This is a genomic window from Roseivivax lentus (assembly GCF_900156805.1).
GTDB classification, from domain to species: domain Bacteria; phylum Pseudomonadota; class Alphaproteobacteria; order Rhodobacterales; family Rhodobacteraceae; genus Roseivivax; species Roseivivax lentus.
In genome coordinates this window covers 34,541-48,389 of sequence record NZ_FTOQ01000006.1, presented here as the reverse complement: position 1 = coordinate 48,389, position 13,849 = coordinate 34,541, and the positions used below count along the sequence as shown (strand labels likewise).

The window sequence follows — 13,849 nt, the reverse complement described above, 5'->3', positions numbered from 1 at the left end:
CCCCTTTGAATTTCCGCGCATCAGGCGCATTTTCGTCAAAATGAGAGGGCATTGTTTCCAAGACACGGCGCGTATCCTTGCGCCGGGATTCGATTATGGGTGGCATCATGCCGACTGAGACCGCATGGGATATCGAGCTTTCGGAGCTCGACTATGGCGCATGGCGCGCGCGGCTTGAGGAGATCGGCGAAGAGACCGGCTTCTTCGAGCCGCTGGGCGCGCGCCACCATGCGCTGTTCGACGAACGCGGCGATACGCTTCTGGTCAGTTTCGAAAGCTTCGCAGGCATCACCGCGCTCGACGAAAAGGCGCGGCCCATCGCGCTGCCGGTGGCCGAGGCGGAGGATTGGTCGCTGCTGTCGGTGGTCTCGAAGAACGACACCTGGTTTCGCGACGGCGCGGTCTTCGGCTTTTTCGACCAGCTGACCGATGACGGGTTCTTCGACGATTTCGACCGGGTGGTGTTCTACGGCGCGGGCCCCTGCGGCTACGCGGCAGCGGCGTTCTCGGTCAGCGCGCCGGGCGCCGTGGTGGTCGCGGCGCAACCGCAGGCAACGCTCGATCCGCGGCTGACGAACTGGGACGAGCGCTTCACCGAGTACCGGCGGATGGATTTCACCGACCGCTACGGCTACGCGCCCGACATGCTGGATGCCGCACTCCGGGCCTATGTGCTGGTCGATCCGCGCGAGACGCTCGATGCCATGCATGCGGCGCTGTTTCACCGGGAGGGCGTGACGCGCCTGCCGATGCCGTTCATGGGCGCGACGCTGCAGACCGCGCTCATCGACATGGAGCTTCTGGGCCCGGTGCTGCGACAGGCCGCGGACGGCACGCTCGACGCGCTGTCCTTCGCGCGGATGATGCGGGCCCGGCGCGACTACGGCCCCTATCTGCGCCGCCTACTGGCCCGGGTCGAGGCCGATGAGCGGCTGGAGTTGACGCGGCTTCTCTGCGCCAACGTGGCCAGCCGCAAGAGCGCGCCGCGCTTCCGCCGGCGCCTGCGTGCCCTGCGCCGGATCGAGACGGCAGAGGCGGAAGCCGAGGCCGGGCACGCGGCGGAGGACGCAGCCGATATCGGCCCCGACGGCCAGACCGCCGCGGAATAGCCCCCGGCGTTACTTCCGGCGCGCGAGGATGATCTCGCGCAATGGCTGCTGGAAATGGCCCACCAGCCCGCCCGCCAGAAGCGCCATCGGGCTGGCCCGGACATTGAGCAGCCAGAGGATCGCCACGGCGATGGCCAGCGCGATCGCGAAGGAGATGACCCGGCGGCCCGCCTCGTCGGGCAGATGCCGCTCTCCGAGCCATTGCCACAGCAGTTCGGTCACGCGCGGCTGCAACGACATCACCGCCGCGCCCGCGCAGATCGCCACGAAGAAGGTGAGGAGCATGATCGCGTTCCGTTTCGTGCGAAGGGGTTCGTATGTCTCTTCCTGCCCGATCCCGCCGTCGGGCTCAATGTCGGGCTCAATCATGCGCAGCACCGCGCGGCCGCCCAAGGGCCCCGGCGCGGCACTCTCTGGCGCGGGCGCGGCGGTCATGCTACCGGGGTCGGCATGGAAAGCTTGACCCTGCGCCGCCCCGACGACTGGCACCTGCATCTGCGCGACGGCGCGATGCTGAAGGCCGTCCTGCCCGAAACCGCCCGGCATTTCGCCCGTGCGATCATCATGCCGAACCTCGTGCCCCCGGTGGTCACGGGGCGCGATGCCGCCGCCTACCGGGCGCGGATCCTCGACGCCCTGCCCGAGGGGGCCGCGTTCGAGCCCTTGATGACGCTTTACCTGACCGAAGAGACCGATGCGGATGACGTGGCGCAGGCCCATGCGGACGGGCTCGTGCGCGCGGTGAAGCTGTATCCTGCCGGGGCGACCACGAACTCCGCCTCGGGTGTGCGGGATTTCGACAAGGTCCGCCCGGTGCTGGAGCGGATGGCCGAGATCGGCCTGCCGCTTTGCGTGCATGGCGAGGTGACCGATTCCGAGATCGACATCTTCGACCGCGAGAAGGTCTTCATCGAACGCGTGCTCGACCCGGTGCGGCAGGCGACGCCGGGTCTGCGCGTGGTGATGGAGCATATCACCACCCGCGAGGGCGTCGAATATGCGCGCGCGGGCGGCGCCGATCTGGGCGCCACGATCACCACGCATCACCTCGTCATCAACCGCAACAACCTGCTCGTGGGCGGCATCCGGCCGCATTACTACTGCCTGCCGGTCGCCAAGCGCGAAATCCACCGGCTGGCGCTGCGCGCGGCGGCGACGAGCGGCGAGGCGTCTTTCTTCCTCGGCACCGATTCCGCGCCGCATGTGGATGCCGCGAAGGAGACGGGCTGCGGCTGCGCGGGCTGTTTCACCGCGACCAACACCATGTCGGTGCTGGCGGAAGTGTTCGAACAGGACGGAGCGCTCGACAAGCTCGAGGCCTTCGCGTCGCTGAACGGGCCTGCCTTTTACGGGCTGGAGCCCAACGAGGCGCGGATCACGCTGCAAAAGGGCGATCCGGTGGCCTATCCCGAGAAGATCGAGACCGGCGACGGGCCGGTCACGGTGTTCGATCCGGATTTTCCGCTGCATTGGCGGGTGGGCTAGGCAGGTCCCGCGCGCACGCTGTCCGGAAAGCGCCGGCGGCGGGCCGGGACCGCAACGCCCGCCCTTCCCCCCGCGCCGCTTTCGGGGTAACCGAAGCCCGGACAGCGCGACAGGAAAGGCCCCCCGATGATCCCCAGCACCTACCCCGACCGCGAAGAGATGGCGCGCCTGACCGCCGGTATGCTGCTCGATATCCAGGCGGTGAATTTCAACACGCGCGAGCCCTATACGCTGGCCTCGGGCCTGCCCTCGCCCTCCTATATCGATTGCCGCAAGCTCATTTCCTTTCCGCGCATCCGCTCCACGCTGATGGATTTCCTGACCGTCACGGTGATGCGCGATGCGGGCCTCGAGGCTTTCGACAACATCGCCGGCGGCGAGACGGCGGGCATCCCCTTCGCCGCGCTGGTGGCCGAGCGGATGGCGCTGCCGATGACCTATGTGCGCAAGAAGCCCAAGGGCTACGGCCGCAACGCGCGGATCGAGGGCGCGATGAGCGAGGGCCAACGGGTGCTGCTGGTCGAGGACCTGACCACCGATGGCGGCTCCAAGCTGTCCTTCGTCGATGCGATCCGCGACACCGGGGCGGTCTGCGGGCATACGGCGGTGATCTTCTATTACGACATCTTCCCCGAGACGCTGGAGACGCTGGGCGCGCATGGCGTGCGGCTGCATCACCTGTGCACCTGGTGGGACGTGCTGGCCGAGGCCAAGCGCCGGGAAGCCTTCGACGCGGAGACGCTGGAGGAGGTCGAGCGCTTCCTCAACGACCCGCGCGCCTGGCAGGCCGAACGGGGTGCCTGATCTTCGGGCATAGGCGGCGCCAAGCCGTCCGGTTTTTCTGAACAGAGCCATTCCACATCGGATATTGACCCCGCATGTTGACGGGCAGGCCCACCCTGCCCCATCATGTGGGACAGGCCGGCGCGCACGGGACTTATCCCCAGAAACATACAATTTGCGCGACTCGATGCCCCTGTCCTAACCAGACCCGCGAGCAGGAAACACAAAGAATCGGAGCGGTGATGAACGAGGTCACAACCTTCAATGCGACGGGCGCAGAGGTGCAGTCGCCCGACACCATGCCCCATTCCATCGAGGCCGAGCAGCAGCTTCTGGGCGCGATCCTGACCAACAACGACATCTATGACCGCGTCGCCGCGATCATCTCCGCCAAGCATTTCTACGACCCGGTCCATGCCCGCATCTACGAGGTCGCTGCGGCCCGGATCGCGCAGAACAACCTCGCCTCGCCGGTCACGCTGAAGGCCTTCATGGAAGAGGATGAGGGCCTGAAGGAGCTCGGCGGCCCGGCCTACCTGATGCGCCTCGCCGGCGCCGCGATCGCGTCCTTCGCGGTGAAGGATTACGCGCAGATGATCTACGAGCTCGCGGTGCGCCGCGACCTCATCGCGCTGGGGCGGGACATCTCGGCCAAGGCCGCCAAGGTCGACGTGGCCTCGGAGCCCTCCGAGCAGATCATCGAGGCCGAGCAGGCGCTCTACCAGATGGCCGAACAGGGCCAGGCGCAGCGCGGCTTCGTGTCCTTCCTGCGCGCGGTCACCGGCGCGGTGAACGTCGCCAATGCCGCCTACAAGCGCGAGGGCGGGCTCTCGGGCGTCTCCACCGGCCTTGTCGATCTCGACAAGAAGCTGGGCGGGCTGCACAAATCCGACCTGCTGATCCTTGCCGGGCGCCCCTCCATGGGCAAGACGTCGCTGGCCACAAACATCGCCTACAACGTCGCCAAGGCCTACAAGCGCGGCACCCGCGAGGACGGCACCGAGGGCGCCATCGAGGGCGGCGTCGTGGGCTTCTACTCGCTCGAGATGTCGGCCGAGCAGCTGGCCGCGCGGATCCTCTCCGAGGCCGCCGAGGTCCCGTCCGAACAGATCCGCCGCGGCGACATGACCGAAGAGGAATTCCGCCGCTTCGTGGAGGCCGCGAAGAGCCTCGAGGCCTGCCCGCTTTACATCGACGACACGCCCGCCCTGCCCATCGCGCAGCTCGCGGCCCGGGCGCGGCGGCTGAAGCGCACCCACGGGCTCGATGTGCTGATGGTCGACTACCTGCAGCTGGTGCGCGGCACCGGCAAGGGCGACCAGAACCGGGTGAACGAGATCGCCGAGATCTCCATGGGCCTGAAGGCCATCGCCAAGGAGCTGGAAATCCCCGTCATCGCGCTGTCGCAGCTCAGCCGCCAGGTGGAAAGCCGCGAGGACAAGCGCCCGCAGCTGTCGGATCTCAGGGAATCGGGCTCGATTGAACAGGACGCGGACGTGGTGATGTTCGTGTTCCGCGAGGAATATTACAAAGAGCGCGAGAAGCCGGGCGATCACGACCTCGACAAGATGGCCGCCTGGCAGGAAGAGATGGAGCGCCTGCATGGACGCGCCGAGGTCATCATCGGCAAGCAGCGGCACGGGCCCATCGGCACGGTGGAGCTGTCCTTCGAGGGCCAGTTCACGCGCTTCGGCAACCTCGTGAAACCCTGGCAGAACGCCGAAGGCGGGTTTTGATCGCGGGGCTCAATCACCTGACGCTGGCGGTCTCAGATCTCGACCGCGCGATCGCCTTCTACCGCGACCTCCTCGGCGGCCAGCTGCGCGCCCGGGGGCCCGGCATGGCCTATCTCGAGCTCGGCTCGCTGTGGCTCTGTCTCGAGGCCTCCGATGCGGCGTCGCCCGCCACGGGCGGCACCCATTACGCCTTCTCGGTCCCGCAGGCGGCCTTCGACGCGCTGGCCGGGCGCCTCAGGGCTTCCGCACCGGTCTGGAAGGAGAACCGCTCCGAAGGCGCCTCGCTTTACGTCGCCGATCCCGACGGGCACCGGCTGGAGCTGCATGTGGGCGATCTGGAGACGCGGCTTGCGCATTACCGCGCGCATCCCGGCAAGGGTGTGACGGTCCTGCCCTGACGCGCGGCGCTGCGCGACAGGTCCCGACCCCGCCCCGGGCCGCGCACCGGCCTCGCCTCCCGCGCGCCCGCCGGAGCCGGGTCAAGGCTGCCGCAGGCACCGCGCGGCACGCGCGGCCCGGCCTTGAGGCGGCTCCGGCGGGCCTCATCCTCGGGGAAGGCACGCTTCAGGGCAGACCTGCCCCTGAAGCGCTTCTCAGCAGGGATCCCGCACCCTCCCGGCATTCCGCCACCCCGTCCCGGCCGCCCCCGGTGCCACGGGCACCGCCCGCATGATCCATGCGGGCGGGCGCGGCTTAGGGCTGCCGCTTGCGGCGGCGCGAAGCCGCGCCCGCCGGGGCCCTGCTGGGGCCTTCGCATGGCCCGGCCGCGCCCGCCGATGCCCCGCCAGCGCCCCGCCGACGCCCCGCCAACACAAATCCGGCTTGACCTGAAAATTCTCCGTGTCAAAGAGCGGCCATGGCCCAGGCAGAACTGAATATCGATCTCGACGCGATCGTCGGCAATTGGCGCGCTCTCGACCGGCAGAATACCGGCAAGACCGCCGCGGTGGTGAAGGCCGATGCCTACGGGCTCGATGCGGCGCGGGTCGCACCGGTGCTCGCCCGCGCCGGCGCGCGACGGTTCTTCGTGGCCATCGCCGAGGAAGGCGTGGCGCTGCGCAGGGTCCTCGGGCCCGGCCCCGAGATCTGCGTCTTCTCGGGTCACATGGCGGGGGATGCGGCGCTGCTGCGCGATGCCGATCTCGTGCCGATGCTCAATTCCATCGACCAGATGCTGCGCCATGTGGAGGCTCTGCCCGGCCATCCGCTGGGTATCCAGCTCGATTCGGGCATGAACCGGCTGGGCATGGAGACGGCGGAATGGGCCGCGCTGCGCGACATCGCCATGGCCCAGCGCCCGCGTCTCGTGATGAGCCACCTGGCCTGTTCGGACGAGCCCGATCACGCGATGAACCCCGATCAATGCGCGGCCTTCCGCGAGATGACCGACGGGCTCGACGCGCCCCGCTCGCTGGCCGCGACCGGCGGCATCCTGCTCGGCCCCGACTACCATTTCGACCTCGCCCGCCCCGGCATCGGCCTTTATGGCGGGCTGCCCTTCATCGACGCGCGGCCGGTGGTCTATCTCGACATCCCGGTGATCCAGGTGCGCGACGTGGCGCCCGGCGAAAGCGTGGGCTACGGCAACAGCTGGATCGCGCGCAAACCGACCCGCGTCGCGACCATCTCGGCGGGCTATGCGGATGGCGTACTGCGCGCCATGGGTCCCGAGGCGCATGTCTATGCAGGCGAGACGCGCTGCAAGGTGCTGGGCCGCATCTCGATGGACCTCATCGCGGTCGACGTGACCGCGCTGGCCGCCCCGCCCGAACAGGTGGAGCTTCTGGGCCGGCATCAATCCATCGACACGCTGGCCGATTGGGCGGGCACGATCGGCTACGAGATCCTGACCTCGCTCGGCGCGCGCTACGCCCGGCGCTATCACGGCGGCTGAGATGGGCGCGTTCGAGCCCGATCCCGCCCTGATCGCGCTGATCTTCGTCAAGCGCTTCGTCTATTTCGAACTGCTCTTCGCGCTGGCGCTGACCCGCGTGATCCTCGCCCGTGGCGCCGCGCGCTGGGTGGCCGCCGCCGTTCTCGCGCTGGCCGCGCTGTGCATCCTGACGACCTTCGCCCCGGCGCTGGGGCTGCAGGAGGCCGCGTGGTACGCGCCCATGGCCCATGCGCTGAGCGCCGGACAGGGGCTGCGCGTGCCCCTCGCGCTCTCGGCGCTGTTCTTCGTCTCGGGCGTCGTGCCGACCCGGGCACGGCGCTGGATCGACGCGCTGCATGTGATGTTTTTGCTAGGCTTTCTGGGGCTTTGGGGCAGTACGCTCATGTGATTGTCGCGCGGGCGCGCACAATGCCCTCGCCAGGCGGATTTCGTTCGCATTTCATGACAATGCACACTTTTTTTGACACATTTTGGCCAAAATTCGTTTTCTCCCCGTAAGATGGTGGAATTGTGCCTGTATGGGCGATTCTTTTTTCGGGTCTCGGGGGGGACCGTGACATGACACGTGTGAGTATTTCGCTGCTTTGGGCGATTCGAGTCGCATTTCAATTCATCACTATTGCTCTTCTGATTTCACTGGGACTTCTGGCAACGGCGGCGACGCTCGGCTCTGCCCTGGGATATCTGCCCTGGCTGGACCTGACGCTGAGTTTCGGCGGTATCGCCTATCCCGAAGCGGGCATGGCGCTGCAGATCGCGGGCACCGCGCTGATCGTCGGGCTTCTGGCATATCTGCCGGGCAATGCGCGGGTGCTGGCGCTGGAGACCTCGCACCGCAAGTTCCACATCACCATGGAGGACGTCACCCGCGCCTATCGCCTCGCCCATGCCGCCGATCGCGAGGGCGTCTTCCATATGAAATCCGAATTCGATTCGGTGCGCGAGCGGATCGCCTATCTGCGCGACCATCCCGATCTTGCGGAACTCGAAGCGCCGGTGATCGAGGTCGCGGCGCAGATGAGCCACCTGTCGCGCGATCTGGCGCGCGTCTATTCCGACGATGCCGTGCGCCGGGCCACGGATTTCCTGACCCAGCGGCAGATCGAAGTGGACGATTTCAACCGCAGGCTCGACGCGGCGAAATCCCACGCGGTGGCCCTGCGCAGCTGGATCGAGGACGTGGAGATGGACGAGGCCGTCGCCGAGGCCCAGCTTGCGCGGATCTGCGAGGAGCTGAACGACTTGCTGCCCGAGCTGTCCGACGCCCTGCCTGAAGATCAGGCCGACGTGCTGGCCGATGCCGGGCCCGAAGCCGGAAGCGCGGCCAAAGCCGACGCGGCCCCCGTGCGCAGCACCGAGCGCGACTGGATCGAGGACGTGGCGGAGGAAGCCGAGGCGGCGGGGAGCGCCACCCGGCCCGATGACAGCGACATCGTCGAGCTGCTCTCGCGCCGCGCCGCGCAATAGGCGGCTTTCGCGGCCCCTGCGCATTTCCGGGCCCGCCCGTTTCCCCTGCATCTTGCGGCAGGCCGCCTTATGGGCCACAAGATCGGGCATGGCCCGTCCCGGTAAACCCACCTTCGTCTGTGCCGAATGCGGCAACACCACCTCCAAATGGTCGGGGCGCTGCGAGGCATGCGGCGCCTGGAACGCCATCCAGGAGGACGTGCCGCTATCGACGGGGCCCGCGGCCAAGACGCTGGGGTCGGAGCGCGGGCGGACCGTGCCGCTGAGCGATCTGTCGGCCCGAGAAGCGCCGCCGCCGCGCACCGCCTGCGGCCTGTCGGAGCTGGACCGGGTGCTGGGCGGCGGGCTCGTCCCGGCCTCGGCCATCCTCGTGGGCGGCGATCCGGGCATCGGCAAGTCCACGCTGCTGTTGCAGGCCGCCGCGGCCTTTGCGAGCCGGGGCCTGAAGGTCGTCTATATCTCGGGCGAGGAAGCCTCGGCGCAGATCCGCATGCGCGCGCAGCGGCTGGGGCTTGGCGACGCGACCGTGGCGCTTGGCGCGGAGACCAACCTGCGCGACATCCTGACGACGCTCGAAGCCGAGCGCCCGGATTTCGCGATCATCGATTCGGTGCAGACCATGTGGGCCGATCACGTCGCCTCGGCGCCGGGATCGGTGGCGCAGGTGCGCGCGGCGGCGCATGAGCTGACCAGTTTCGCCAAGCGGCGGAATACCGCCATCGTGATGGTGGGCCACGTCACCAAGGACGGCCAGATCGCCGGGCCGCGGGTGGTGGAGCACATGGTCGACACGGTGCTCTATTTCGAGGGCGAGCGCGGCCACCAGTTCCGCATCCTGCGCGCGGTGAAGAACCGCTTCGGTCCCGCCGACGAGATCGGCGTCTTCGAGATGACCGGGGCGGGGCTCGCCGAGGTCACCAACCCCTCGGCGCTGTTCCTGTCCGAGCGCGGCACGCCGAGCCCCGGCTCGGTGGTTTTCTCAGGCATAGAAGGCACGCGGCCGGTGCTTTGCGAGTTCCAGGCGCTGGTCGCCCCCACGCCGCATGCCCAGCCGCGGCGGCAGACCGTGGGCTGGGATGGCGGCCGGCTGTCGATGATCCTGGCGGTGCTGGAGGCGCGCTGCGGAATCCCCTTTACCGGGCTCGACGTCTATCTGAACGTGGCGGGCGGCATGAAGGTCACCGAACCGGCCGCGGATCTGGCTGTGGCGGCTGCGCTACTTTCCGCGCGGGAGGACGCGGCTCTGCCCCCCGAGACTGTCGTTTTCGGAGAAATCAGCCTATCAGGAGCCCTTCGTCCGGTCAGCCAGACCGAAAACAGGTTGAAAGAAGCGCGGAAACTTGGTTTCTCCGCGGCGATTGCGCCCGAGGGAGGCAAGACCGTCGATGCGTCCGGCCTGCGCCTGACCCGCATGAACGATCTGGCAAGCTTTGTGGGCGAGGTATTCGGAGCGGGCTGAGCCCGCCCGCTTTGAGGCTGAGGAAAGAGGCAGGCAATGGAAGGCTTTACCGCAATCGACGCCGTGGTGGCGGTGATCATCGTGCTGTCGGCGCTCCTGGCCTATTCGCGCGGGCTCGTCCGCGAGGCGATGGCCATCGCGGGCTGGGTTGCCGCGGCCTTCCTCGCGTTCATCTTCGCGGCCCAGGTACAGCCGCTGGTCAAGGAATTGCCGGTGATCGGCGAATTCCTGTCGGACAGCTGCGAATTGTCGATCATCGCGGCCTTCGCGGGCGTCTTCGCGCTGGCGCTGATCGTGGTGTCGTTCTTCACGCCGCTCTTTTCGAGCCTCGTGCAGCGCTCGGCCCTCGGTGGGCTCGACCAGGGGCTCGGGTTTCTCTTCGGGGTGGCGCGCGGCATCCTGCTCGTGGCGATCGCCTTCTTCGTCTACGAGACGGTGATCACCGCGCAGGACGTGCCGATGGTCGATGACAGCCGCGCGGCGGCGGTCTTCTCGCGCTTCACCGACGAGATCGAGGCGCGCAATCCCGACCAGGCCCTGGGCTGGGTCACCCGGCAATACGAAGAGCTGGTGGGCGTCTGCGACGCGAACGACGCCTGAACACGGGCGATTCACCGCACGGTGCCTTGAAACGGTCAAACGCCGGTCAATAAATCTTCAGACCTTTCGGGCATCCCTGTCTCGCGACTGGGATCGTTCGAGGCGTCATGGCAATTTACGATTACGCAGGCTATCCGACGACGGATTTCACATGGCCCGGCCGGAACACCGTCCACCGGCGAGACGATCACGTTCACCGAACCGTCGGACTACCTGATCCAGATCTCGGACGGCGATTCCAGTCTGCAGGACGGCACCGACGACCGCGACGACGAGGATGGCGACCAAATCGCCACGGTCTATGACGAGTTCGGCAACCAGGTCGACAGCGGACAGGTCCAGCCGCGCGAGGCGATTACGCTCAGCGACGGCACGGACAGTTTCGTGATGTACCGGGTCTTCATCGCCTCGACCGGCAATTCCTACTACATTTTCGACGACCCGGCCCCGGCGCTCAACACGACCTATACGGTCACCTCGATTTCGAACCCGAATTCCACCACGTATTCCAGCATCTCCAACGCAGGCGTGGTCTGTTTCCTGCGTGGCACAATGATCGAAACGCCCGAGGGGCCGCTGCGGATCGAGACGCTGCGCCCGGGCGACCGGCTCGTTTTCATCGACGGGCGGCAAGGCACGTTGCGCGCGATCGGGTCGCGCCGCGTCGCGCCCGCCGCGTTGCGTCTGCATGCCGGATTGCGGCCCTTCCGTATCCGCGCGGGCGCTTTCGGAGCGAACCTGCCCGCCTGCGATGTCACGCTGTCGCGTCAGCACCGGGTGCTGATCCGGGTGCCCGCCGAGGACCCGTCGCGTTTTGCCGGGCAGGAGGTTATGGGCCCCGTGCACGCGCTGGCCCATGCCGACGCCATCGCCCCCGTCTGCCCGCCGGTCGGGGTGGAATATTGGCACCTCCTGCTGGACGGCCACGAGGTGCTGCCCGTCGCGGGGCTCGGCCTCGAAAGCGCACTGGTCACGCAAGGCGGCCTTGTGGACGACACCCGGCTCGAGTGGCAGGGCTGCGCACCAAGTGCGATTTCCGCGATGACGCCGGCGCGACCCCTGATGAAGCCCGCCAATCTTCGCCGCCTGCTGCGCCGGCACGGGCTTCACGCGCTTGCGGCGGCTTGTCCGACGAAACGGCCCGCGCCCTGCCATTGCGGCGAATCGCGTCCATTGCGCATTTGCAATCCCCATCTTTGTGATCGGTCCGTGACAGTGCGGCATGCAAGGACTAGATAGAGCAGAAATCCGCACTGGAATCGGAGCGCTGCCCCTTGTCCGACGCCCACATGCCGCCCGCCCATCCGTTCGACGACGACAAGCTCCGCGAGGAATGCGGCGTCTTCGGCCTGATCGGATCGGCGGATGCCGCCAATTTCGTCGCCCTCGGCCTGCACGCGCTGCAACATCGCGGGCAGGAAGCGGGCGGCATCGTCAGCTACGAGCCCTCCCAGGGCTTCAACTCCGCGCGCCGCTTCGGCTACGTGCGCGACAACTTCACCTCGCAATCGCTGATGCAGACCCTGCCCGGCAGCCTCGCCATCGGGCATGTGCGCTATTCGACCTCCGGCTCCAAGGGGCCGACGCAGATCCGCGACGTGCAGCCCTTTTTCGGCGAGTTCTCCATGGGTGGCGCGGCCATCGCCCATAACGGCAACATCACCAATGCCGATGCGCTGCGGCGCGAGCTGATCGAGCGCGGCTCGATCTTCCAGTCCTCCTCGGACAGCGAATGCATCATCCACCTGATGGCCCGCTCGCTGCAGCGCGACATCCCCAGCCGGATGGAAGACGCGCTGCGGCGGGTCGAGGGCGCCTTTTCGGTCGTCGCCATGACCCGCACGAAGCTGATCGGCGTGCGCGACCCCCTGGGCGTGCGTCCGCTGGTCCTGGGCCGGGTGGGCGATGCCTGGGCGCTCGCGTCCGAGACCTGCGCGCTCGACATCATCGGCGCGGAATACGTGCGTGAGATCGAGCCCGGCGAAATGGTGGTCATCAACGAGAAGGACGGCGTACAGAGCCACCGTCCCTTCCGCCCGCAGCGCCCGCGCTTCTGCATCTTCGAGCATGTCTATTTCAGCCGCCCCGATTCGATCATCGGCAGCCGGTCGGTCTACGAGACGCGCCGCCAGATCGGCGTGGAGCTGGCGAAAGAAGCGCCGGTCGACGCGGATCTCGTCTGCCCGGTGCCTGACAGCGGCACGCCCGCGGCCATCGGCTTCGCGCATCAATCGGGCATCCCCTACGGCATGGGCATCGTGCGCAACCAGTATATGGGCCGCACCTTCATCGAGCCCACCGAGCAGATCCGCAACATGGGCGTGCGCCTCAAGCTGAACGTCAACCGCGCGCTAATCGAGGGCAAGCGCGTGATCCTCGTCGACGATTCGGTCGTGCGCGGCACCACCAGCCGCAAGATCAAGGAGATGATCCTCGATGCGGGCGCGGCGGAGGTGCATTTCCGCATCGCGAGCCCGCCCACGGCCTGGCCCTGTTTCTACGGCGTCGACACGCCCCAGCGCGAAAAGCTGCTGGCGGCGACCATGTCCGAGGACGAAATGCGCGAGCATCTGCAGGTGGACAGTCTGCGCTTCATCTCGCTCGACGGGCTTTACCGCGCGGTGGGCGAGGCCAAGGGGCGCGACGCGGCCAGCCCGCAATATTGCGATGCCTGCTTCTCGGGCGAATACCCGGTGGAGCCGTCGGACCAGATCGAGAAGGGCTTCCAGCTCAAGACGGCGGCCGAGTGAACCTGCTGCAGCTCGATGCCCGCTGGCAGCGGCTGAACGATCCCGATTACGCCTGCCCGTGCTGCGGGCGCAGCTTCGGCGGGCTGATCGATATCGGCTATGACGCGCCCGGGGACTGGCCGCATGCCCTGCCCGAACCGGGCGCGGTGATCGCGGCGGGCGAGGACCGGCTGTCCTCCGAGTTGTGCCGGTTGGGCGCGCGGCGTTTTCTTCGGGCGCACCTGGCGGTGCCGGTGCGCGGTGCCGGGGACGCGGTGCATCTCGCGCCCTGGGCCGAGGTCGCGCCGGGGGATTTCTACGCCACGCTTGAGCGGATCGAGGCGGGCATCAGCGCCCCGGCCGACATGGCGGCGGTGCTGGCCAACATCCTGCCCGGCCCCTTGGGCGAGATCGAGGTGGGCCATCTGCGGCACGGCGCCGCCGAGGCGCGGCCCACCTTCCTGCCCGCGCCCGGCCCCGCCGCCGATGCGCTGGCCGAGGGGCTGTCCTTCGACGCGGTGCTCGACATCTATGCCGAGATCGGCGAGGACATCCGCCCGCATCTCACCGGGCGCGGATAGCCCCTT

General features: G+C 67.9%; 14 protein-coding genes. 13 read left to right on the top strand and 1 reads right to left on the bottom strand.

The window, feature by feature from the left end; all coding sequences use genetic code 11:
- The first annotated feature begins 107 nt into the window (after positions 1–107).
- Positions 108–1,109, top strand: a complete 1,002-nt coding sequence (locus BW990_RS11610) for a phosphoadenosine phosphosulfate reductase (protein ID WP_234990236.1) — start codon at positions 108–110, stop codon at positions 1,107–1,109.
- Between the two features lie 9 nt (positions 1,110–1,118).
- Here the strand turns inward: BW990_RS11610 and BW990_RS11605 are convergent, their stop codons facing one another.
- The gene (locus BW990_RS11605; RefSeq protein WP_143526162.1) at positions 1,119–1,544 is read right to left on the bottom strand and encodes a hypothetical protein; all 426 of its coding nucleotides are present in this window, start codon (positions 1,542–1,544) and stop codon (positions 1,119–1,121) included.
- A gap of 15 nt (positions 1,545–1,559) precedes the next feature.
- Here BW990_RS11605 and pyrC point away from each other — a divergent pair, with 15 nt between their 5' ends.
- The 12 genes from pyrC to BW990_RS11545 all read left to right on the top strand — a co-directional run bounded on the left by pyrC (position 1,560) and on the right by BW990_RS11545 (position 13,843).
- Entirely contained in the window at positions 1,560–2,594 is a 1,035-nt protein-coding gene (gene pyrC / locus BW990_RS11600; protein WP_076448210.1) for a dihydroorotase, read from the top strand.
- Positions 2,595–2,720: 126 nt separating this feature from the next.
- The gene (locus BW990_RS11595; protein ID WP_076448209.1) at positions 2,721–3,398 is read left to right on the top strand and encodes an orotate phosphoribosyltransferase; all 678 of its coding nucleotides are present in this window, start codon (positions 2,721–2,723) and stop codon (positions 3,396–3,398) included.
- 221 nt (positions 3,399–3,619) lie between these two features.
- Positions 3,620–5,113 (top strand): replicative DNA helicase, encoded by a 1,494-nt coding sequence (locus BW990_RS11590; RefSeq protein ID WP_076448208.1) that lies wholly within the window; start codon positions 3,620–3,622, stop codon positions 5,111–5,113.
- The gene (locus BW990_RS11585) at positions 5,110–5,511 is read left to right on the top strand and encodes a VOC family protein (protein ID WP_076448207.1); all 402 of its coding nucleotides are present in this window, start codon (positions 5,110–5,112) and stop codon (positions 5,509–5,511) included. The genes BW990_RS11590 and BW990_RS11585 overlap by 4 nt, the downstream gene beginning before the upstream one ends.
- A 458-nt stretch (positions 5,512–5,969) precedes the next feature.
- Positions 5,970–7,007 (top strand): alanine racemase, encoded by a 1,038-nt coding sequence (gene alr, locus BW990_RS11580; RefSeq protein WP_076448206.1) that lies wholly within the window; start codon positions 5,970–5,972, stop codon positions 7,005–7,007.
- Between the two features lies 1 nt (position 7,008).
- On the top strand, positions 7,009–7,395 hold the full coding sequence (locus tag BW990_RS11575; protein ID WP_076448205.1) for a hypothetical protein: 387 nt from the start codon (positions 7,009–7,011) through the stop codon (positions 7,393–7,395).
- Between the two features lie 170 nt (positions 7,396–7,565).
- Positions 7,566–8,474: a DNA repair protein gene (locus tag BW990_RS11570; RefSeq protein ID WP_143526161.1), complete on the top strand. Its 909-nt coding sequence runs from the start codon at positions 7,566–7,568 to the stop codon at positions 8,472–8,474.
- 88 nt (positions 8,475–8,562) lie between these two features.
- Entirely contained in the window at positions 8,563–9,933 is a 1,371-nt protein-coding gene (radA, locus tag BW990_RS11565; RefSeq protein WP_076448203.1) for a DNA repair protein RadA, read from the top strand.
- Between the two features lie 36 nt (positions 9,934–9,969).
- Positions 9,970–10,533, top strand: coding sequence for a CvpA family protein (locus tag BW990_RS11560; protein WP_076448202.1), 564 nt, complete (start codon positions 9,970–9,972; stop codon positions 10,531–10,533).
- 387 nt (positions 10,534–10,920) lie between these two features.
- Positions 10,921–11,772 carry a Hint domain-containing protein gene (locus tag BW990_RS11555; protein WP_076448201.1) on the top strand — a complete coding sequence of 284 codons (852 nt, stop codon included), beginning with the start codon at positions 10,921–10,923 and terminating at the stop codon, positions 11,770–11,772.
- Positions 11,773–11,822: 50 nt separating this feature from the next.
- The gene (gene purF, locus BW990_RS11550; protein ID WP_076448200.1) at positions 11,823–13,283 is read left to right on the top strand and encodes an amidophosphoribosyltransferase; all 1,461 of its coding nucleotides are present in this window, start codon (positions 11,823–11,825) and stop codon (positions 13,281–13,283) included.
- On the top strand, positions 13,280–13,843 hold the full coding sequence (locus tag BW990_RS11545; protein WP_076448199.1) for a DUF2199 domain-containing protein: 564 nt from the start codon (positions 13,280–13,282) through the stop codon (positions 13,841–13,843). Before purF ends, BW990_RS11545 begins: the two co-directional genes overlap by 4 nt.
- Positions 13,844–13,849: the final 6 nt, after the last annotated feature.